The organism is Pseudoalteromonas ardens, from assembly GCF_030125445.1.
Lineage (GTDB): Bacteria > Pseudomonadota > Gammaproteobacteria > Enterobacterales > Alteromonadaceae > Pseudoalteromonas > Pseudoalteromonas ardens.
Map to the genome: position 1 here is coordinate 186,187 of NZ_JASJUV010000004.1, position 23,072 is coordinate 209,258.

Consider the following 23,072-nt stretch of genomic DNA (forward strand, 5'->3'; position numbering starts at 1 on the left):
TGAGAGACTAAACTGTGCTGCGTTGGGTGTGAGAAAAAACTGGATAAAGTCAGGCGGGCTGTACCCACCTGATAAAGTGCGCGATCATCTGCAACAAGCGGGTTACGCCAGCCAGATACGTTGTAATTCTTGCCAGTGGCTGGCAAAGTTGGCTGCCGGCTTAGCTTTAAAGTCGCTGCGTACAAACTGATTCATTTTACCCTCAACATAGGCTAAGAAAAAGTTTGCTAAAGCGGCTTCATCACTGGCAAAGGTTTTGCCTTCGCGCAACTTGCGCTCACGGAGTACTTGTTTGAATTGGGTTTCGAGTTTTTCGAATAATCCCTGAACACGTTCGCGCAATCTTTCCTGCTCACCCTGAAGTGCATCTCCGGTCAGAATACGGGTGATCCCGGGGTTCTTTTCAGAGAAAGTGAGTAACAACATCAGGATATTGTAGATACGACTTTGCGTTTCTTTTTCGTTTTCCAGAATTAAATTGATCCGCGACAGCAAAGTGTCTTCAATAAATTCAATCAGTCCTTCAAACATACGGGCTTTACTGGGAAAGTGACGATACAGTGCGGCTTCAGACACGCCGACTTCTGTCGCCAGTTTGGCGGTGGTAATACGCTGCCCTGGACTGGTTTCAAGCATTTGCGCAAGGGATTGAAGTATTTGCTCTTTGCGATTACTGCGTTTAGTCGCTGGCATGAGGTTTCCTTTATCATTATCGTTATTTTAGTAGGAGCGGGCTCAATGGTGGCCTGTGTCTGTGCTCGCCTGAGCAACTAACAGCAGAGCCCTAAACTCAATTATCTGGCCATGTTAATGCTTTATTCAGCTTCTTTCCAGTCTTTTAACATGAACTTAATTAAGTTTACCGGCAATTGCTTTAACGACAGTAAGCGCTAACTCTGACTTGCTTGCCAGTGGTAAAGATTGTTGTGCATTGTCCCAAAACAGGGTCAGCGCATTGTTATTGGCATTAAAGCCAATCCCTTCCTGGCTGACATCATTGGCACAGATCATATCTAACCCTTTGTTTTTCAGTTTGCCTTGCGCGTACTGCGCGACATCTTGCGTTTCTGCGGCAAAGCCGACGGTATAGGGCCTGTGTGCTTTTAGTGCAGCAACGTCAGCAATGATGTCCGGATTTTTCACCAGTGTCAGGGTCATTTCATCGCCCTGCTTTTTAATTTTTTGCTCGGCAATATCTGCGGCACGATAATCAGCAACGGCTGCACACCCAATGAAGACATCTGAACCGGGCGCCAGTGACATAGCGGCCTGATGCATATCCTGTGCACTGTTTACAGCGTGTACTGTACAACCATGTGGCGGAGTGAGTGTGACTGGGCCTGAGATAAGATGTACATCAGCGCCCAGCGCCAGTGCGGCTTCAGCCAGTGCATAGCCCATTTTGCCAGAGCTGTGGTTACTGATATAACGCACCGGGTCGAGCGCTTCACGGGTTGGGCCTGCTGTAATGGTCACCGTTTTACCGGCCAGTATTGGGGCTTCAGGGGTGAGTGCATCTAATGCCAGTGACACCAGTTCATGGGGCTCCAGCATCCGGCCTTTGCCGACATCCCCACAGGCTTGCTCGCCCTGACCGGGACCCCAGACAGTAACGCCTCTACCTGCCAGTGTGGAGAGGTTTGCCTGTGTTGCCAGGTGAGCATACATTTGCTGATTCATAGCCGGGGCAATGGCAACCGGTGCGGGGGTTGCCAGCAACAAGGTTGTGAGCAGATCATCGGCAATGCCAGCGGCCATTTTGGCGATGATATTGCTACTGGCCGGTGCGACTAAAATCAGATCGGCCCATTTTGCCAATTCGATATGGCCCATGGCGGCTTCGGCTGCCGGATCAAGCAGAGAATCTGCGACGGGTTCGCCCGAGACTGCTTGCATGGTTAGGGGAGTAATGAACTGTTTTGCAGACTCCGTCATGACGACTTTGACGTCACAGTGATGGTCTTTTAATCGTCGCACCAGTTCGGCACATTTATAGGCGGCGATCCCACCGCTGATCCCAAGAAGAATACGCTTGTGTGTTTGGCTCATGCTCGGCCCCTGCAAATTAAAACTAGCGCTAAGATAACATAGCCCACCCCGGGTTTTGAATTATTCTGCCCGCTGTCTACACTCAGAGAGTCACAGTGACGTGACGGATACTAACAAGGAGGAAACATGCAATTGATGGCAATGCCTAAAATGCAACGGCCCAGAGAGCGTCTGTTAAGCAATGGTGCCAGTGCACTCAGCGACGCTGAACTACTGGCCATTTTTTTACGCACCGGGGTTGCGGGTATGAATGCAATTGAGCTGGCTCAGTCGCTGATTGATCAAAGCGGCTCATTGCAGGAATTAATGAATGTACCGTGTAGCGAATTTTGTCAATACAAAGGTGTTGGCGAAGCCAAATATGTGCAGTTGCAGGCGGTGATGGAGCTCAGCCGGCGTTATTTGTTGGAAGACGTGGTGCGCGATGCACAGTTTGGTTCACCTCAGGCAGTCAGTGATTATCTTAAAATACAGCTTAAAGGGCTGCATCATGAGGTTTTCATGGCACTGTTTTTAGATAACCAGAATCGTCTGATCCGCGATGAAGTACTGTTTTCCGGCACCATTAATGCCGCCAGTGTCTATCCGAGAGAAGTCGTGAAGGCGGCGCTGAAGTACAATGCGGCTGCTTTGATTTTTGCTCACAACCACCCCTCCGGGGTCGCCGAACCCAGTGAAGCCGACAGGCTTATCACCAATAAACTGCAACGAGCGTTGGCATTGGTTGATATTCAGGTACATGATCACTTAATTGTGGCGGGCAGCTGCTGCCTTTCATTTGCGCAAAGAGGGCTGTTGTAGCAGGGGGAGGAGCCGTATTTGGCGTGTTTCAGTGTGCTTTCCCAGCATAAATTAAAAATAGTTTAATTTAAATGCAGTTTTTACTTTCCTAAGCGGCCATGGATCATTATAATTGGCCGCTATCAAATTTACCAATGAGCTGATTAGGATATCATCAGATCCTTGAACTCTGCCTGTAAATACTGTATAAAGAGCGCCCTTTGATTTTACCCAGGGCACACAGTTTGAAGGCCTAAGGGGAAATTAAGCTCGAGCGAAGTTATTGGAGATATATAGACATGTCTAAAGTCTGTCAAGTTACAGGTAAGCGCCCGGTTGTTGGTAACAACCGTTCACACGCGCGCAACGCAACTAAGCGTCGTTTCCTACCTAACCTGCAAACACACCGTTTCTGGGTTGAAAGCGAAAAGCGCTTTGTTACTCTACGCACTACTACTAAAGGTATGCGTATCATCGATAAAAAAGGCATCGACGCGGTATTGACTGATATCCGTGCTCGCGGCGAAAAAGTATAAGGAGCTTAAATCATGCGTGATAAGATCCGTCTAGTTTCTACTGCTGGTACTGGTTATTTCTACACTACCGACAAGAACAAGCGTAACATGCCTGAAAAAATGGAGATCAAAAAGTACGATCCTAAAGTACGTAAGCACGTGATCTTCAAAGAAGCGAAAATCAAGTAATTCGCTTTCAGATTTGAAAAACCCAGCTCAGGCTGGGTTTTTTATTGCCTGCGTTTTATACCCGCCTTGATACTCTGCCTGTGGCGCCAGCGTAGCCGCAATTTTTAAGCTTAATTCTGGTCAAGAAACTCGCACATTTTCACCCTGTGGTTAGGGTCCGTGACGTGACTGCTATTTCGACTGGGCAACGACAGTCTTTGACTCGCGAGTTCAGATAGGTCTGGTTGCCATCCTGTGCGCGATTTTTGTCTATCAGTGTCAGTTTGGTAATACAAAAAGGCATACATCGCCTGCTGCGCAGAGCAACTAAGCGATAAAAAAAGCCCTGACTGGATCAGGGCTTTTTTAGAAGTTGTTCAGCAAGGTTTATGCGAATGCATCTTGCAGTGGTGGAACGACCTGCTTTTTACGGCTCAGCACGCCATCCAGCCACACTCGGCTATTTTCAGGTGTGACCTGATAGGCGTTTGCTACAATGCTTTCGTCGTCAGAGGCGATCAGCATTTGTGAGCCTTCTTTCATAATGTCGGTTAACAGCAGTAATACTGAGTGACGACCACCTTCTTCTTTCAGCTTAGCAATATCGGCTTCCAGATCGGCCTTGATGTCATCGAATACTGACAGATCAATGACTTCCAGCTGGCCAATACCAACCAGGTTGCCATTCATGTTGAAGTCTTTAAAGTCACGCATAACCAAATCGCGTGCAGGTGTGCCTTCCACCGCTGATTTTACTTTGAACATGTCCATGCCCAGTGCTTTAAAATCTTCGATGCCCGCGATTTCAGCGAGTGCTTCTACGCACTTAATGTCTGCGGTGGTGCAGGTTGGTGATTTGAAGATCACGGTATCGCTTAGGATCGCACACATCATCAGGCCAGCGATCCCTTGTGGGATTTCAACACCATAGAAGTCGTACATCATTTTAATGATGGTATTACTACAACCGACCGGACGGATCCAGCACTCAAGCGGCGTTGAGGTAGTCAGGTCACCCAGTTTGTGGTGATCCACTACACCCACGACTGTGGCTTCATCGATGTCGTCTGGCGCTTGTGTTTTCTCTGTATGGTCAACGATATACACTTCTTCGCCAGCATAGCTAAGCTTTAGTTCAGGGGCTTCAAAGCCAAAGCGGTCAAGAATAAATTGCGTCTCAGGAGAGACATCGCCCAAACGTGTTGGGATCGCTTCTTCACCGATCTGGTTCTTTAGGTAAGCCAGTGCAATTGCACCACAAATTGAATCTGAGTCAGGGATCTTGTGTCCCACTACAAACATTGCCATTGACGGTTCTCCAAAAAAATTTGTCGCCATTCTAGCAAAAATTAACCACAAGATAACAGCATAAGCTGGGCTAATCGCAGCTTTTTCATCTACCGCATGCTATCTGCTGAGTAGTCTATTCATCCTGCAGGTGGGGTGAGCAGAAATCAGGGGATTGTCTTTGCGCGATCAAAGTTGCGAGCGTAGTATGAAGGCGTAGAATTTTGCACAGCCAAGGAGGCGTGAGTGGAAACAACCTATCTGGTGCTGGCCTGGCTGGGGCTGGCCATTTTTATGTACTCCATTATCATTCGTCAGTTGCAACGGGCTGAATTTACCGGGCCGATGTGGTTTGTGTTGTTTGGCTGCGCGCTGGGCTGGTATTTTCAGGATTCACTGACGCTGAAGTTGGACACACTGCGTGAGTTTCTGCCTCTGGTTGAATTGATCCTGGCTATTTTTCTGTTTTCTGATGCAGCAAAAACCCGGCTCAGGGTTTTATTACACTCCTATCAACTGCCACTGTTACTGCTGCTTGCACTGCCTTTGACTCTGGGGTTTGCTGCGCTCGGCGCTCATGCGTTATTGTCTCTGCCCTGGCTAAGCTGTTTTATTCTGGCCATTATGCTGACACCCACTGATGCGGCTTTGTGTCAGAGTTTTATTCAGGAAAAGCAGGTGCCGGCTCAACTTCGTGAAGCGATTAATGTTGAAAGTGGCCTGAATGATGGCCTGTGTGTACCGGTTTTTCTGTTTTTACTTGGCAGTAGCCTGTATACCCAGCAACCCACTGAACACTCACTGGGGGCGCTATTTTTGCACGAGGTCGGCCTCGCCCTGGTTGTTGCATTAGTGTTAACTGTTGTGTCTGTTTACCTGATTAAATTGACTTATCGTCATCATTTCTTCGCTGCTAAAAGCAGCCCGTTTTTATTTATCGGCATTGCCATTGCGGTATTTTCTGTCACGCAATTGCTCGGTGGGAGTGGGTTTATCGCAGTGTTTATCAGTGGTTTGTTGTTTGACTATGGCTTTCGAGATGCGCTTAAAGACAAACTGATAGAAGAAAGCGAGCAGATAGCTGAGCTGGCAGCATATATCCTGTGGGTTATTTTTGGGATCAGTGCCAGTATTTTGTTGTTTACTGCGTTTGACTGGCGGATATGGGCATATGCTTTACTGGCTGTGGCGGTGTTTCGGTTCCTTCCCGTGGTTTTGTTGTTACTGGCTTGCAGGCTGGGCTGGCGTGAACGCGTGGTACTAGCCTGGTTCGGACCAAAAGGACTGGCTTCTGTTGTGTTTAGTCTGATGCTGCTGGGGTCGAACCTCCCTCACAGTCTTTTTATTACGAAGATCACGACGGCCACTGTGCTACTGAGTATCTTTATTTTCGGTGTGAGCGGCCACCTTGCGGGGGCTTTTTTGATGAAAAAACAATAGTGCCCGAACAAAAAGTGTCACTCAGGTGAAATAAAAAAGTCATCAAGTGTCCCTAGACTGTGCCCCGGCTCAGATGATTACGTTTTAGGAACACTACAATGAAAAAAAAGCTATTAGCAGTGGCGGTCTCTGCCGTCTTATTGACCGCATGTAACGATGACGATACCAAAACGGTTGAAGTGATCAAAGAAGTTGAGGTTGTTAAAGAGGTTGAAGTTGCACCTAAGCCTGTTACTCAGGTGAAGAATATTATCCTGATGATCGGCGATGGTATGGGTGCTCAGCAGGTTGGTTTACTTGAAGAGTATGCACGCCGCGCACCAAACTCTACCTACAACAGCAAAGACAATCAAACCGCACTGTCTAAGCTTGCTAATGGCGGCCATCTGGGTTTATCTCTAAATGCTCCACATGGCGAAAACGGTAGCTTGGTTGTCGATTCTGCATGTTCTGCAACTCAGCTGGCAACCGGTAAAGCGGCTGGTTCTGAGATGATTGGTCTGGACGACCAGGGTTATGTGATTGAAACAATCCTTGAAAAAGCGAAAAAAGCGGGCAAGGCGACCGGTCTGGTTTCAGATACGCGTTTGACCCATGCTACGCCGGCTGCATTTGCTGCACACCAGCCACACCGCTCTTACGAGCCTGAAATTGCCGTAGAGATGGTTGAAAGCGGCATGGTGGATGTCATGCTATCAGGTGGAGCGCGTGCCTTTTTACCAGAAGTGTTAAAAGCGGCGAAAGCCGAAGATGCTTCTGAGGAAATTAAGCAAAAAGCAGCTGAAGTTCAGCAACAAATGGCTGCACTGGGCATGCCTGAAAAGTCCTTCTCAGATTCTAAACGAAAAGACGACCGCAATGTTGTAGTAGAAGCAAAAGAGCTGCATGGCTATGAACTTGCTTTTGACAATGCGCAATTGAGCGCACTGGAAGGCGATAAAATTCTGGGCTTGTTTGCGAAGTCAGGTATGGCAGATGGTATTGCGTACAGAGACTGTAAAGCAGACAACAGCTGTACTCAGCCTTCTTTGAAAGAGATGACAGTAAAAGCCCTGGACATTCTGTCTAAAGATGAAGACGGCTTCTTCCTGATGATTGAAGGCGGCCAGATTGACTGGGCTGGCCACGCTAATGATGCTGGCTGGATGCTGAATGAGCTACTGAAATTTGACGAAGCAGTAGAAGCGGTTCATGAGTGGGCGAAAGAACGCACTGATACGCTGGTTGTGGTGACCGCCGACCACGAAACGGGTAGTTTTGGTTTCAGTTACTCAAGCCACAATAAACCAGAAGCCGTTGACCTGCCGGGCGATGGTATGCAGGGCAAACAGTACAAGCCGAAGTTCAACTTTGGCGGCCTTGAGTTACTGGATACCCTGTACGGGCAAAAAGGGACTTTCTATGATGTGATTGGTCACGTAAACGGCGACTATGACTTTAGTAACTCAACGGATAAAGAGTGGCAAGACGCCATCAAAGAGTTTACACCGTATGAAGTCACTATTGATGAAGCGGCTCGTATGAACGAGTTTAGTAGTTATAACAGTGATAACGTACCGCTGCCTAAGTTTGACGATTTCTCTGATTTCTATGTGTATGGCACTGAAGACTACACTGCTAAAGTTGGCCGCATCGTGGCGAAACAGCAAAACGTTGTATGGGGTACAGGTACTCACACGGCTGCGCCAGTGCCTGTGTATGCTTTTGGTCCAGAAGGCGTGACGGCACAGTTCTCAACGTTACAGCACCATGTTGACATCGGCACTAAGATGATTAAAGCGCTGGGTCTGGCTGACGCTGAGTAAGCACCGGTTTTTTAGGGATAATCCATAATAACAAACATAAAAGATCATCAGATCTTATTGGGCCACAGTATTGCTGTGGCCTTTTTTGTTTTACGAAAAACGCGGTCAGATAAGCGTAAACTACCGTTTTAACTATGAAGTGGAAGGTAAACCCTCATGCAATCGAGATGCTTACCTGCACTCTCAATATAACTAGGCTTGCATGGTGTAGAGCGATTATCTCATGCACCATTAAAATGAATGTTGAATTATAAAATCGGGGTGAATGGCTTGTGTGCATAAAGTGGTCATTATGATATACTTCGCGCCGATTTCCCATTTAAGAAACATAGGTTAACAATGAACTTTAAAGGACTACTTTGTTGTTTGGTGCTCTTTTCGCCGCTGTTAAACGCATTTGAGCAGGCTTATGCTCCAATCCGAGCTGGCAAAGCCACAATTTTCCTTCCTTTTGAATTGATACCAGAGAAGATCGTTCGACTATCTACCAAACGAACGGGTGATGTCTCTCAACTGGCGTGGACACCTGTTTGGGAAGCGGACTACTACGTCGTTGAGCACTATCAGGGGGGTCAATGGAAAACGGTGAATGACAAGGTCCTGACGTCCTTTACCAGTACAGCTCAAACGGGTCCTTTTCGAATAAAATCATGCCATCGCTATGGCTGCTCATCCTGGCAGCAAAATGCCGTTACAGTCGATGCGGACCTGGAAGTTCAGGCATTTTACGCTACTAGCAGTCAGGTTGAACCCGGTGAGGTGTTTCAGTTGCACTGGTCACAATCAGGCGCAACTGCGATTTCAGTCACCAAATCAGTTAACCAATATACAACCCCAGCGCTGACAATGAAGTCGCCGTCATTGAGGTCACTTTCGCAAAGTATTAATTACGTCACTAAATACACATTAACGGCCTACGGCTTTGGTGGGCAAAAACTTCAGCGCGAGGTTGTTGTCTCTCCACTTGCTGAGGTACGAACAATAGAACAAGCTTTGCCATCCAATTATCCTCAGCCATTGCGTGAGCTGGGGCTGGATGTGATAGAGCGAACCATTGTTGAGCATAATGGCAGTCTGTATTTTGCAACCCATGACGATAAGCTATTCAGATATAAAAGTCAGGTCATCCAGAGTGCGCGAGGCGAAAAAGACATTACCTGGCAAAAAGAATGGGTGCTCAATACTGCTGGGGTTGTCGCCAATGCCCCCGTGTTTAATGACGGTTTTGCTTACTTTACCGTCAGTATGATGGGAGAGAAGGGCAAGGCCTGTAAGGTTGATATAAACCAACCCGGCACACCAGATTGTTCCAAACAATTCGATAGTAACGTTATTGCGGCCCCCATGCTAATTGACAAGGCCCAGCTCAATGCAACTGCGTCATCACTGAGTCAGTCGAGTTTTTTCAGTTCCGTATCTGATGCCAATGAAATACTGATGAATGGCCTGTACGTCTTTCAGCGCAATGGCACCATCAAAGTGTTGGATACGGACGATCTCAGCACTGAGCTAAAAACCTATATCATGCCGCCACAAGCAAAGAATGTGCTGACAAAACCCTTACTTATTGGTTCTGTTGAGCTGGTTCGTGCTGCGGAGCAATCTACCCAGTTTGCAAAACACGTGACAGAGGCTGTCAACACTGTGGGCTCAGGGCCTCAGCTTATTTACCGTGAAGGCAATAAATTACTGGGGATTGCATTTCCAAAAAGTACGCCACAGAGTGAATCTGTTACACAGCAAATGTCACGTATGTTAGGTCTGGAAGCGGTGCAGTCGACATCACAGGGTAGCCAGACAATGCAGGTAGTATGGGAAGTGGAGCTATAATTATGAGATACATTGCCCAACTACTCGTTTTGTCTGTAGTCTTGCTGACGTCTACATATTCAGGTCTTGCCTTTGCTCGCTGGGTTACTCCTGGCTGTTTCACAAAAGATGCTTATGTTCTGGAATATAAGAGTAATCTTACGCTCAAGTTAACCGGGAACTATGAAAGCCACTATTACCCACCAGATAATGGTGACGGTGAATCGACGAAGTTTGATAGGGTATCAAAAATTTCCATCGGAAATAATACGCTCAGTAATACGCGCTGGTCTGCTAAGCTGATGTCCAAGCAGGATCTGCCAAATAATTTGCGTCATGATAAAAAATATTATCACGTGCCCGTGGTTGAAGTGGAAAAACTCCCGGCGGGCAAATATGACTTGAAGGTTCAAATTAAAACCATTGACTATGAAGAGCCTGACGATCCTCAGGCCGAGGATTCATTTGACCGCTATCAAACCTGTACTATTTCAATGGATGTTTATCATGTTACTCGTCCTTCATTCACCAGCACGAGCCCATCCAGCGATACGTCCATCGTTCAGGATAAGGCGTTTACCGTTAGCTTTACTGCACAAGATGAAGGCACTGACTTTGCTTCATTCAGCTTATACCGCAATGACATATCTATCACGGCTAAAAGCTGTGAAATCTCTCATGACAAGAAGTCAAAAACATGTTCCAGGTCGTATGGTAAAAACATACTTAATGTGGGTGATCACACCTTTAAAGCGGTTGTAAAGGACAGCCGGGGCTATCAAACCAGTATGACCCGTAAAATTACGGTACTGGAGAAAAACTCCGCACCCACTATCAGTGACTTTTCTGTTTCACCTGAGTTTGGTGTGGCCGGGCAAGCGATATCGGTAAGTTTTACTGTACAAGATAGCGACGCGCAAAGTTACAACAAGTTATCACATGTCACGCTGCAACGGGGCACTCAGGATCCTGTGACGGTTTCGCAGCAAGACTGCGCGCTCTCTGAGCTTAGTAGTAAAAGCTGTACGCTGAATTTTGGTACCATCAGCGGAGATACTGCACAAACCAGTATTACACTGACGGTATACGACAAAAAGGGGGCCAATGCCAGCAGCAGCGGCACTGTTGAATTTGTGCCAGCAGATCTGACGCTCTCTTCAATTGCTGTCTCACCAAGCACTCCGTTTATTGATGATATAGTGACGGTCACAGCCAATGTAAACAGTGGCTTGGATTATCTGGACACATTGCAGTTATGTGCAATGAGAGGGGGAAGTTTTGCTCAAAATGCCCCTTGTCCATCTAACTCCATCATCAGCAATGCGTGCGACAAAACAAGCGGTAGCTGTTCAGCAACGTATAATCTGAGAGGGAGTGCCGACTCTGCAAACTTCAAAGTCTATGCGGCTAACCGGTTTGGTCATACGGACGAATCTTTACAAACAGTGATGCCCAATAGTTACTTTGGCGCAGCGCTTAGTGTAAACACGAATTCGGACACGAGTCATATCGTCAATCAGCCTGTATCACTCACTGCGCACATCGGGGCGATTAATAAGCATTCAAAATCTTTACAGCGGATTGAGCTCATGTCTGGACAGACGCTGCTGCAGTCCTATTCAGTCAACATACCACTTTACCGGGATAGATCTATAGAATATCCTTTTTCCTGGACACCGGAAGTGGTCCGTTCAAATATGCCGATATCCGCGGTGTTGTATGATAATAAGGATCAATCGGTCTCCACGTCGCCCATTTATTTGGACATAGTATATCCGGATACTCTCAAGCCAGGGCTGCCCAGGCTTATTATCAAACCTGACGGTGCAGGCACCTTCCGGGTGGTGGCAAGCGAGCTGTCAAACACAGCACAGCTTAACTTTTCAGCCCAAGTGAACGGCTCCCCCAAAGACGTTTGGCCAAATGCAGAGATTAAGTCACCAGGCAACAAAGCAGAAGTTCAAATCGACGTTAATTATGCCGACCACACTAAAACACTCAGTGTGTGCGTATTGGCGACGAATTATCTTGTGTCAGACGGGCAGCCGATCCCGGGTACAATCAAAGAAGCCGATCGACAAGTCTGTGCGACAGAGTCGATCTCGCATCCAAAGCCAACACCTGATACACCTAAATTCAGCGCACTCAAGTCGCAGGTGGGTGGCCGCTATACAGTACAGTGGCAGCAGCAAAATGATGGGGCAACGAACTTGTTCAGGCTATACCGCTGGAACGGTCTGCCGATCGATCGCAACTTGTCAAATCTGCTCTACGAGGGAACCGCGAACCAGATAACGATTGAAAAACCCGAGCAGGGCCACGTAACCTATGAAATTCATGCTTGTTATGATGGCAGTACATGTACAGCCGGTCAGCAGTTTACTGTAGAGCACCTGCCTCCTTATATTCAGTCTGCAAGTATTGATGAATGTGGTGCCAATCGCTGCTTATATGTAAAAGGGATTGGCTTTTCGCAATCACAAACTTTACTTCAAGTACAACTGCGTCAAACCGCTGAAACCTACAGCTATTCTTCCAGTTTGGCTATGCAAAATGACGGATTTAAAGTGTTGGTTTCTGACTATGTCGCCGATAAATTGATTGACGGTGGTGCCTATTTGAAAGTGAATAATGGTGTCAGTAAAAACAACTCACCTATTTACTCCAGCATTGTCGTTGATGGCTCTGGCTCAGAAAGCGGTCCTGATCTGCTATCGAGAGGGTTCTCGTTCAGCGAAAATGGCATTTTGTATGCAGGATCAGAAACAGGCCTGAATGCGTACATAGTGACGGACAATCAAAAGTTCGAGCTGAAATGGAGTCATAAAACACCGGCTGGCGTTGCTGATGCTTCAAAGCACAGTGATGTAGTGGCCATGCCGCTTATCAAGAGTAATACCTCTATGGCCCATGGTGGGGTCTATGATGATGTTTACTTTGGTGCGCGAAACAATCGTTTCTATAGCATCCGCCACGATATTACGAATATGAATGAGTCGAGCAAGCGTGTTAGATGGTTGTTTGATACGCGTGGACCTATTGTTGCTCCAGCCCAGTTGACTAAGGTTTATGGGGAAGATACACCGGTCGTTTATGTCGGCTCTTTGGACGAAGCACTGTATGCTCTGAACGCAGACAACGGTGAGGTCTATTGGCATTATTTATTCCCCGGTTCCGGAGGGGTTGTTGCACAGCCTCAGGTTTCTGCTGATGGACATGTGTATGTTCAAACTGAGAAAGACGTATACGTGATTACCCCTGGGTTGATAAAACGCAATGCCATGCACTGGCAGGGGTTAGGCGAGCTGGGAGCGTTATTGAACCAGCATTTCCCACAGTGGCAAGACTCCATTGAAAATGACGCAAAGTTGTTGCGCCCTGAACAAAGGGATGAAGCTATCTGGACGGTCACAGAGCTTATGTTTGTGCTCAGAGATGAGTCCCCGACAAAAGATCAGCTGAATATTCTGAGCTATCTGGTGACTAACGACCTATTGTCCATCGAAGAAGTGGCGCGCTTGATTTTAGGCAGTGTTACAGAAGGTGGCGTTGCGATTTACAGCAACAGCGCTATGTCAAATGAAGCCTTCACGTTGGCCATGATAGCGAAAGTGAAAAACATCTCTCAACAAGAAGCCAGAACGACATTAGTGGGCGGACAAGGTTATGCTTACTGGCAGAGCTTACTTGAGCAGGGTATGTCCAGAGCAAATCTTGTTCTTGAGCTGTTATTCTACCGCAGTGAACAGTATGACCAGCTGACTCTGAAAACACTCAACTATTATTATGATTTTTGTACAACGAATGAAGCGTGTAGCTACAGTGCGGATGATGATGGTGACGGACTCAGCTTTGAAGCTGAATTACTCCTGGGAACGGATCCATTTAACAAAGAAGATGGTTTGCAAACATCTGAGATAAAGGTGCTTAGTCAGAACTTTGGTAACCTGAGTTTAGGGCTTTCAGTGTCTGGCCCGGTTGAATTTTATGACCTTGAAAAGAGTGTAAACGGTCAGGCTTACGCGCTTGAGTCCAGGGTTACTGCAAGTAGCAGCAGTAAAAAAGCCCCTAACTCAGACAGCACGACCTACGACACGGCCTTACATAATGGTAACTATCAGTTCCGGGCTCGCGCGTGTATCTCTGTTGCGGTGAAGTCGGATACCAAAACGTTCTGTAACCCGCAGTATGTTGAGACCGAGCAGATCTACATTCAGGATAGTGTGGTGCAGTCCGGTATTAATGTTCATCTGCCTGAAGGTGTGGCAGAAGAGCCGGAGCACGACCAAAAGGAACTCTTGCAGCACGCACGCCTTACGCCAACGCAAGGTAACTTTAGGGTAACGGAAAATGGCAGTGCCAGTTATACCGTGCCAATTGAACTGCCATCCGGCATTGCCGGTGTGACACCAGAAGTAACACTTAACTACGATTCTCAGGCTGGCAACTCTAATGTGGCGCTGGGCTGGTCCATAGGAGCGGGTGGCGCAATTTCTCGCTGTCCACAAACGTTTGCACAGGATGGTCAGTTTAAGCCGTTAACCTTTACGCAGAGCGACCGCTTCTGTTTGGGTGGACAAAGGCTTATCCCAGCGGATGTGACTGGCGACTTTGATGATTACAACCCCCTGGAGACCTATGTGCTTGAGCTGGACGCTCAGGTCACGGTTGCAAAAATCAGCACCGCAGACAGCGTAGAGTTTCTGGTCAAAGCGAAAGATGGCACCCTGAAGCGCTATGGTGGGGCGGCCGATAGTGAAATTCGACTGGGTAACAGAAGCGACAGAGTATTAACCTGGTTGCTGCACTCAGTGTACGACAACATGCAACTCGAAGATACGGCCATCAAATATGAATACAGTGACTCGGTCTCTGGTCAGGTGCTGGGTGAAGCAGAAAAAGTCCTGACTAAGGTAACTTACAGTGGTAACAGTGTTGAGTTTAATTATCGAGCGGGTGAGATACGCAGAGCTGGTTATGTCTTTAACGGGCTTATGTCATCTGCGCGTGCCGAGTTACAAAGTATCACAGTTAAAAACCACTTTAACAGAGTCTTATCCCGCTATGTATTAGATACGGAAACCGCGGCAAATGGGCTGCGTTTGCTGACTTCTGTGAAACAGTGTGATGATGGCAATGTCTGCAAACTGCCGATCCAGTTCAACTATGACGCCTTCTCTGACTCCTTATCTCACACGTCCAGTGCTGAAGTCTATAAAACGCCCGGGCTGAATACGGCGCTGACTGCTGTGCGCGCAGTTGACAGTGAGGGGGATGGTATTGCTGAAATCGCTGTCATTGAGCATTTAGGGAACAAAGACTACAAGCTATGCCTGCTCAAAGGGGGAGACAGACAAGAGGCTGCTGAACGCTTCGCCTGCACGGAATTTGTGCGTGGTGATGATGAGGCAAGTGTCTCTGTTGAGTCCATTGATTACAATAACGATGGTAAGCAAGAGCTGTTCGTCAACATGAAAAAAGACTATGACAGCAACTACGGACATGACTACTTTGCTATCTATGAGCTGGTTGGCCAGACCCTGCAACGCGTGGATATCACCGACTTATTTGCGCCATCTGATAACGCGTCACAGGAAAGAGAGCGGGCACTGTACTTTAAAGAGCCTCAGTTTGCAGACATGAATGGCGATGGGTACAGCGATATTGTGTATAAGCAGGGTAGCTCAGAAGCCGCCTATGTGCGCCGCTATGATCCTGTTAATAAACGGTTTGCGACACCGCTAGGATTAAAGCTCTTCAGCACTGATTATTGGCTTGGCGCAGTGAGTGAGAAAGATGGAGAGTGGTACCTTGCGGATATGAATGCCGATGGGTTGGCAGATATTGTCTCGTTGAAATGTACTGGTGGCTCTAAGTGTGATAACAATCAGTCAAACAGTGTCTATGTGTTTTACAACCATGGTATAGAGGGCACAGGCACCAACCAGGTGCAGCGTTTCAGAGCAAAATCAATTGTCTCCTCTGAAAAAGTGCGCTCGTTACAGCTTAATGATGCCAATGCCGATGGCCTGGTCGATCTGTTATTTTTGGATGTTACCGAATGGGATGACCACAAAGGCGATCAGGCAGGTAGCTGGCAATTATGGATCAATAAGTCTCAGTCTGAGCCTATGTTTGAGCGTAACTTTACATACGATGTTGACCTGGATTTGAGTGATCGCAGCGAAATCCACAAAGATATCACTACACCCACAGCCATTGATGTAGACCGAAATGGTAAACCAGACCTGTTTTTCCGGGGCAAGCTAGATACCAACTGGACACATTATGAGTGGTCACCAAAAAACAATACGCTGGAGCAGGTCGACAAGTTTGTGCTTTCAACTGCGACTTTACAGACTCTGGCTGGTGACTATCTGACAACCTTCGACTTCGACTATGACGGTAACAATGATCTGCTATTCAAAAATGGGAGTTCTATAGAAATACGTTACGATCAGAGCATGCTGCCAACCAGTGGCCTACTGAGAACAGTTACGCAAGGGTATGGTAGTGTAACTGCAATTGACTATGCCTCCATGACTGATCCAAGCGTATATGAGGGCAACGTAACCCTGTTCACGCAAGATGAAAAGGTCAAGCGTTCTGATCTTAAGGTGAGCAAGTATATAGCGCCGATACAGCTGGTCAGCCAGGTTACAACGGACAGCCCGGACAGTAATAATGTCGGTACGGTTTCTGTTGACTACTTTTATGAAGGGGCGCGGGCGCAATTTGGTGGGCGCGGTATGCTAGGCTTTCAGTCTCTGACTACAACCACCTATAAACAAGAACAGCTGACAGATGAACAATACGCCATTGTTACAACAACGCGTTATTTGCAGCACTTCCCGTTCACAGGCATGCCATTATCGACCGATAAATACTTCAAAAAGGTGGGTGAAGCGGATTCGGTCATTTCAACAAACCGGTACCTGAGCCAAGCTTACAATACATACAAGTATGTTGAAATCGAACATCGTGGTGGTAAGGCGTATCAGGCCCTGCTGCAAAATGCCCGAGAATGTGATGCGCGATTAAATAGTGATTATACAATCAGTGGTTACGGGTGTAGTGAAACTACCATGACCTATGATAAGGGTAACAATGCGAACCTGACCGAGTCTGTCGTCACTAAATTCAATGTAAGTAATTCAGGTAGTGGTACTTTTGTACGCTCAGGGAGTGGTGGAACGGCACTGTCTATAGTTACCACCACCAATGAGTATGCCGGCACGGCACAAGCCAAACGCTTTGGTCGGATCACCAAGGCAACAGCAACACATACGGACGGGAGCGGTGAGAACGGCATAAGCAAGACATCAGCGTTTGTGTATTACGGTGCAAGTGACACACATCCGTACATGCTTAAGCAGGAAATCATTGCCCCGGGTGGGAGCTGTGATGCGCAGCTAACCAAAACCTATGTCTATGATGACGTCGGGAATATCAAGCGTACTGAGACAAGTAACGACAGTGAGCAATGTGCGATTGAAGACAAGCAAACGCGTGTGACTGAGCATGTGTATGATGCAGATGGCCGCTACCTGCGCTATAGCTTGCAAAATGTGAAGGCTGCTCCCGCTGACTTGAGCGCCGGACTGGAAAACTCAAGCGCGCTGGTGGCAAAAAGTGCAGAAGTCCTGGTCCGTAACGCACATGGTGCACCGACTTCTATCCTTTCACCGGGCGGGGTGTATACCCATAAGCTGTATGATACGTTTGGCAGTGCCATTGGTCAGTATCAGACGACCGGTGCGTATAGTTATACTTATCTGAGTGAATGTACTGAGCTTCAGTGTGCAGTGAAGTCACAGCGTAAGGTTAACGGTGAGCTGCTCGAAACACAGTATCTGGATAAAGCAGGCAGACCTTATAAATCTTATGTAATCAGTGTGAAAGGTAGCGCACTGAAAACGGAGAACGTTTATGATAAATATGGCCGATTGCTTCAAACAGAGGCGCATCAGGCTAAGCCAGTAAAAACCTACCATGATATTTTTGATCGGGTTCAGAAAGTCGTAGATGAAAACTCCGGCATGACGACGGCAACGACGTTCAGTGGGTTGACATCGACAACCAAGATCAGTGGCAGTATTGGCGGCGAATCTGGTGCTTCACAATCGACGACGACGACCAAGAATACACTGGGTCAGGTCGTTCAGGTCACTGACAGTATGGGCAACACGCTTACCTATACTTATGATGTGATGGGCAATCAGGATACCGTTTCTTCGTCAGCGGATAATGGTCGTGTCCTGGTAGACAATGAGTACGATGCGCTTGGTCGCAGAATTGAGTTGAAAGATGCAGACAGAGGCACCTGGACATACACCTATAATGCATTTGGTGAGCTTACAAGCCAAACTGATGCGCGTAACGTCACTCAGTACTTTACCTATGATTTACTGGGTCGTAAAACACATCAGAGCCAGGTACTAGGGGCTGAGCCCGACGGCAAGGACAGTGCGGCTTATCTGCAAACTGAACGACTCTCAGAAGGGGAAAGCATCTGGGAATACGGTCAAAGCCCCGCGGATGTGCATCAGTTAATCTCAGCTTCGCAGGGGCAGGACTGGCGTCAGTTTTATTTCTACGATCAGTTTGGCCGTGCGGTTGCGACCCTGACATCGCTTGAGCGCGCAAGTGCTTGTGACAAAGATGATGTTGAGCTGGATACCAACCACTATGATCTACGTATTAAAGTATCAGATCCGGACAACTTACCTGCTATAGCCGATCCTTTAACTTCACTGTGTGTTATTCAGCAGCAAGCCTATGATGCGCACGGCAGACTCGCCTTCCAGTTTGATGACTACCGCCGTATGAATAACGCCGGGGAAGACAAATATATTGAAGCCAGAGGCGTGAAAAATACCTATCGATATGGCCAATTGTTTGAGCGAAGAGAAGCCCGTGAAGGGAGCAGGGGGCGTATCTACTACCAGGTTAAGTCGTTAAATGCACGCGGACAGGTGAGCCAGTACATCAAGGGGGGTAAGACGATGGCAATCACCTATGATTCTGATACTGGAGATCTGACTCATATTTCAGGTGAAGGAGACCTTGAGGCCGTTCAGTCAGACAGTTATGCCTTTGATGGCCTGGGTAACCTGATCAATCGCACTCTGACCGGTTTTCAGCTGGAAACGTTTGGTTATGATGATCTCAATCGGGTGACGCATATCAATGATACACAGCAGTTTGAATACGACAGCAATGGTAACCTCAGAAAAATAGGAAAATGGCATCAGCAATACGGGCAACATGGTGCGGCTCCCCATGCGCTAACTTCCAGAAGTAACTTTGTGAGTGATGATGGTAATGGCGTGCCTGTCATTCTTCCGCCACCACCACCAACGTTTGATACCTGGGGCAGTGAGGAAGCAAAGAGTCCGTTGATGCAGAATCGTTTTTCTGCCTCGCTTAGTAGTGCCAGTGTGAGTGATGATATACGTGTAACTGAGTCTTATTTCTACGATGCCAACGGTAACCAGACGCGCATGAAGCGTGGCTCAACTACCATAAGGACCCTGAAATACAGCACCCGTAACAAAGTGAAGGAAATCGAGGGTCGTAGTGAAACCGTGACTTTCGATTACGACATTAGCAACCGTCGCTACAAGCGAGTAGATGGCAATCAGACCATTTATTATGTAGGGACACTGGAGTTAACGACCAAATCCGGCAATGACAAGCAGGCTTACATTAAGCGTTATGTGGGTAATGACGCGACGATAAAGTACACCTCGGGCGATGAACAGGCTCTTGGCAGCACGATACAGTGGCTGTTTACAGACCATCAGGGATCGATTGTGGCCATTACCGATCAGTACTTTAATGTTGTAAAACGGATGAGCTACGACGTGTTTGGCCAGTTGCGTACATCAGAATCAGAAACGGAAAAAGCTGCTAAGGCGGTTGGGTTGCACCCTGATCTGGCATTCCTGTTTGATATTTCTGACAACACCCGCGGTTATACCGGCCATGAGCCAGTCTCGGTTGACGGTGAAAGCCGCATCATACATATGAATGGCCGTATTTATGACGCACTCACCGGGCGCTTTATGCAGCCGGATCCAATTACGCAGGCACCGGGCAACTTGCAAAACTACAATACCTTTAGTTATGTGTATAACAACCCGCTGTCTTATACCGACCCGAGTGGCTACTTCATTACGCCGATTAAAAAACTGAACCGTAATATTATTCGTGCTTCGGTTAAAATGTTTGGTAAAGAGCTAACTAATATTGCGGGTACTGCTGCATCAGCATTCTGTGGGCCTGCTGCACCAGCTTGTGCGGCTTATTGGAGCTACGAGTATAACCGGGCGATGGGCGTCCCATCAGAATACGCCAGAAACTCGGCGTATATTGCCTTTATGAGCGCGACTGTATTGAACCAAATTGGTAGTAACTTCAACAAGGCAGGTGCGGGAAACTTGGCTAAGTATGGCAGCGTTGAAGCTGCCAAAAGTGCTGGTTTGCATAGCTTTGGTGGCAACATGTTAACCACAGGGCAGGTGGCGGCACAAATCACAGCACATGCCGTCATTGGCGGGATTTCTTCTGCAATGAGCGGCGGAAAGTTTGGTCATGGCTTCTTTAGTGCTGGGGTCACAAAAGGGGTTGGCGGGGCTTATTTACCGGGAGGTGATAAGTTGACTGCCACACAGATAGCCCAGGGAACGGTTATCTCTGCAGCCATTGGTGGTACAGCATCAGAGATTTCTGGAGGCAAGTTCTCTAATGGTGCTCAATTCGGTGCTATGCAGTATTTGTATAATCATGCGTCGAAAAATTTTGTCTCTAATCCTCGCACAGGTAAAACTCAAGACTTAGGCTCTTTAGTACCTGCGAAAGATGCAAATGGTGATTACATTTACGATCATAACGACAATATTGTTGGTATATATCCAGGCCCAGGAGGGCAAATGGAAATTGCTGTCTATGGTCAAGACAATGCAGCGAAGGTTAGTTGTCAGGCAATGCAAATTTGCTTGCTTGAAGCAGCAAATAACTATTGGACCCCAACGAGCCATTTTGGGCCAAAGCCAAGATTTAGATTATCATCTGGGATGACTGTTGTAGACTTTCCCTCGATGAGAATTCAGGGACTTGGGTGGTATTTGACTAATGGTTACTTTCCAACTCTCGCAGCCGCTTCAGTTGGTTATTATGTAGGTGCTGCACAATGTGTATATTCAGAGAGTGTTGTAGTAGGTTGTCTTGGTTCAGCATATTGAAAGCTTAAGTGCAAGGTGTATGTTGGATTTTTTAATTGGGTTTGGTTTTGTATAATGATGGGTTAATTTCTATAGCGTGGAAGTGAGGTGTAATGTGTGTTTTATAAATGGTCTATTTGATTTTTAGGGGGTGAGGGTGAGATTTTTATGCTCTGTTTTATTGTTGATTTTATCTTTCTCTTTATTAGCGGATGAGTATGATTACTATAGCCTTCTTTCCAATGTTTCTGAGTCTGATGATGTCAATACACTTAAGATTGATGATTTACCTTTTATCGCGCACCTTTTTTTATATTCCAAAAGTGTTGATGAAAAGCTACTGAACCATTTTGAAAAACTAGACGGAAATTATAATCCCGGAGTTATGTTTGCGCCCAGTCTATGTCTACAGCTAGAGCATGAAAAGCTAAAACTCTTGCTAGCTAGAGGTTACAATTTCCAGCCTGGTTTAAGCGAGGTGGGAGAGTGTTATAGCAGTGCTATTGTAAAGGCCAGTCTAATCATGTCTCAAGTATTATTAGAATACTCGGATAATAGGGGGAAGCAATATTTTTCTGAGTTGTTGTCTGAAACTATAGAGCGGGTGTCTAATTTGGCTGCAGTGACGGAGCATAGGCCAATCGAAAGAGTTAAAGTTACAAGAGAAACATACCCCCCCGGTGAGGAGTCTTTTGAGCTCAATAACAAAGAGAGAAATGAAATACTAACCCTCTATTATAGTAAAAAGTTTGATGCTTTTTTTAATCGAATATTCGCATTTAAATATTACGACAGCAATTTTCTTGAAGTAGTAAATAAAAGATTGTGCTTGGATCGAACTTATGACTACTTCCCTAAGTTTTTAAGTTCTCAGTTAGTAAAGCGCAATGGCATGTACGAAAGGGTTTTCATGTCATGTGTAACCTATTTGTTGGAGGAGAGAAAGTATGAACGGCTTCTTTATATTGTGAACAAATCTGAGTTAGATGAAAGTATGCGTGTGAAACTCAAATCTAGATTAGACATGTCTCTGATAGAACTTGTTAACATGAGAGAGGTACTGAAACTAAAGCAATAGTTATACGGACAGCCACCTAAAATTGGCGTGTGAACTGTATGCTATGTCCTGCATATATTGGAGTGGGTGTCACTTAAAAACTTTGGGTCACAGTATTGCTGTGGCCTTTTTAACAATTCGCATGGACACCCACCCAAAATCGTGGACACCCACCCAAAATCGTAGATATCCAGTCTAGGTGAGTTACATGGACACCCACCTAAAATAGGCGTGTGGACTGTAGGCTATGTCCTGCATATATTGGAGTGGGTGTCACTTAAAAACTAAGTAAAAGATCATCAGATATTATTGGGCCACAGTATTACTGTGGCCTTTTTTGTTCGTCTAGTTTGTGGATGTCACGACCTGCTGTAAGGCAGCAATAAAGTTTTAATTTTTCCTGCAATACTCTATTTTACTGATATCAGGTACAATATTCATTGAGATTATTTCGTAACTTCTAGGATTGGATCAAATATGAAAAAAATATTGTTACTGCTAACAGCATTGTCTGCTTTCAGTGTTAGTGCCGGTGAAGTATGGCGCTGGAATACCAAAGTCAAAGCGCTAAGAACGTATGGTGGCGGGTTTTCCCAGTACGCTTGCTTCACCATAGAGGCAAACGCCCCCTCACTCTGCTTTGATTTAGAGCAACCAGGCGGAAAAGAAAAGTATTCTACTTTGCTAACTGCTAAGGTAGCGGGCCTTCCTGTCGATGTTTCATACTATGATGATCGAAAAGTGCCCGTTAATTTTTGGTTCTCAAACCAGCTTGCTTTCAACATCTGGCTCAGATAGGTCGTTACAGTAAGTGTAATACCCTAAAAGAAGTGCTTTGCGCTTATGAAATGCGGGCCAAGTTGAGCTCAATATCTAATTATTAAATTGGCCCTGCGAGCGGTAGAGGAGTTACATGGACACCCACCTAAAATTGGCG

At 46.7% G+C, this 23,072-nt stretch carries 12 protein-coding genes; 9 read left to right on the forward strand and 3 right to left on the reverse strand.

All coding sequences use genetic code 11. The features are described 5' to 3' along the window. Positions 1–102 precede the first annotated feature (102 nt). Complete coding sequence (slmA, locus tag QNM19_RS14570; RefSeq protein WP_010383685.1) at positions 103–693, reverse strand: nucleoid occlusion factor SlmA; 591 nt, start codon at positions 691–693, stop codon at positions 103–105. Positions 694–849: 156 nt separating this feature from the next. Further along, complete coding sequence (gene coaBC, locus QNM19_RS14575; RefSeq protein WP_049864297.1) at positions 850–2,049, reverse strand: bifunctional phosphopantothenoylcysteine decarboxylase/phosphopantothenate--cysteine ligase CoaBC; 1,200 nt, start codon at positions 2,047–2,049, stop codon at positions 850–852. A gap of 126 nt (positions 2,050–2,175) precedes the next feature. Between coaBC and radC the strand changes: the two genes are divergently transcribed. From radC to rpmG, 3 genes are all read left to right on the forward strand, one after another. Further along, positions 2,176–2,850, forward strand: coding sequence for a RadC family protein (radC, locus tag QNM19_RS14580; protein ID WP_049864298.1), 675 nt, complete (start codon positions 2,176–2,178; stop codon positions 2,848–2,850). 278 nt (positions 2,851–3,128) lie between these two features. Next, positions 3,129–3,365, forward strand: a complete 237-nt coding sequence (gene rpmB, locus QNM19_RS14585) for a 50S ribosomal protein L28 (protein ID WP_010383680.1) — start codon at positions 3,129–3,131, stop codon at positions 3,363–3,365. Positions 3,366–3,377: 12 nt separating this feature from the next. Further along, positions 3,378–3,533 (forward strand): 50S ribosomal protein L33, encoded by a 156-nt coding sequence (gene rpmG / locus QNM19_RS14590; RefSeq protein WP_005493124.1) that lies wholly within the window; start codon positions 3,378–3,380, stop codon positions 3,531–3,533. A gap of 366 nt (positions 3,534–3,899) precedes the next feature. On the opposite strand, the gene QNM19_RS14595 is transcribed toward rpmG, so the two are convergent. Further along, positions 3,900–4,820: a manganese-dependent inorganic pyrophosphatase gene (locus QNM19_RS14595; RefSeq protein WP_049864299.1), complete on the reverse strand. Its 921-nt coding sequence runs from the start codon at positions 4,818–4,820 to the stop codon at positions 3,900–3,902. A gap of 225 nt (positions 4,821–5,045) precedes the next feature. Here QNM19_RS14595 and QNM19_RS14600 point away from each other — a divergent pair, with 225 nt between their 5' ends. The 6 genes from QNM19_RS14600 to QNM19_RS14625 all read left to right on the forward strand — a co-directional run bounded on the left by QNM19_RS14600 (position 5,046) and on the right by QNM19_RS14625 (position 22,933). Beyond that, complete coding sequence (locus QNM19_RS14600; protein WP_082225420.1) at positions 5,046–6,239, forward strand: cation:proton antiporter domain-containing protein; 1,194 nt, start codon at positions 5,046–5,048, stop codon at positions 6,237–6,239. Between the two features lie 98 nt (positions 6,240–6,337). Next, positions 6,338–8,044 carry an alkaline phosphatase gene (locus QNM19_RS14605; RefSeq protein WP_049864300.1) on the forward strand — a complete coding sequence of 569 codons (1,707 nt, stop codon included), beginning with the start codon at positions 6,338–6,340 and terminating at the stop codon, positions 8,042–8,044. A gap of 339 nt (positions 8,045–8,383) precedes the next feature. After that, positions 8,384–9,874, forward strand: coding sequence for a hypothetical protein (locus QNM19_RS14610; RefSeq protein ID WP_156202256.1), 1,491 nt, complete (start codon positions 8,384–8,386; stop codon positions 9,872–9,874). A gap of 2 nt (positions 9,875–9,876) precedes the next feature. Continuing rightward, positions 9,877–21,099 (forward strand): RHS repeat-associated core domain-containing protein, encoded by an 11,223-nt coding sequence (locus tag QNM19_RS14615; protein WP_284026850.1) that lies wholly within the window; start codon positions 9,877–9,879, stop codon positions 21,097–21,099. A gap of 136 nt (positions 21,100–21,235) precedes the next feature. Further along, a complete protein-coding gene (locus QNM19_RS14620) occupies positions 21,236–22,156 on the forward strand; it encodes a hypothetical protein (RefSeq protein ID WP_284026851.1) in 921 nt (306 codons plus the stop codon). A 456-nt stretch (positions 22,157–22,612) separates the two neighbouring features. Beyond that, a complete protein-coding gene (locus QNM19_RS14625; protein ID WP_049863443.1) occupies positions 22,613–22,933 on the forward strand; it encodes a hypothetical protein in 321 nt (106 codons plus the stop codon). Positions 22,934–23,072 lie beyond the last annotated feature (139 nt).

Excerpts from the sequence above, each read along its gene's own strand:
- QNM19_RS14605 (WP_049864300.1), top strand. The coding sequence starts at position 6,338 with ATGAAAAAAAAGCTATTAGCAGTGGCGGTCTCTGCCGTCTTATTGACC.
- QNM19_RS14625 (WP_049863443.1), top strand. The coding sequence starts at position 22,613 with ATGAAAAAAATATTGTTACTGCTAACAGCATTGTCTGCTTTCAGTGTT.
- rpmG (WP_005493124.1), top strand. The coding sequence starts at position 3,378 with ATGCGTGATAAGATCCGTCTAGTTTCTACTGCTGGTACTGGTTATTTC.
- slmA (WP_010383685.1), bottom strand. The coding sequence starts at position 693 with ATGCCAGCGACTAAACGCAGTAATCGCAAAGAGCAAATACTTCAATCC.
- QNM19_RS14615 (WP_284026850.1), top strand. The coding sequence starts at position 9,877 with ATGAGATACATTGCCCAACTACTCGTTTTGTCTGTAGTCTTGCTGACG.
- rpmB (WP_010383680.1), top strand. The coding sequence starts at position 3,129 with ATGTCTAAAGTCTGTCAAGTTACAGGTAAGCGCCCGGTTGTTGGTAAC.
- radC (WP_049864298.1), top strand. The coding sequence starts at position 2,176 with ATGCAATTGATGGCAATGCCTAAAATGCAACGGCCCAGAGAGCGTCTG.
- coaBC (WP_049864297.1), bottom strand. The coding sequence starts at position 2,049 with ATGAGCCAAACACACAAGCGTATTCTTCTTGGGATCAGCGGTGGGATC.
- QNM19_RS14610 (WP_156202256.1), top strand. The coding sequence starts at position 8,384 with ATGAACTTTAAAGGACTACTTTGTTGTTTGGTGCTCTTTTCGCCGCTG.
- QNM19_RS14595 (WP_049864299.1), bottom strand. The coding sequence starts at position 4,820 with ATGGCAATGTTTGTAGTGGGACACAAGATCCCTGACTCAGATTCAATT.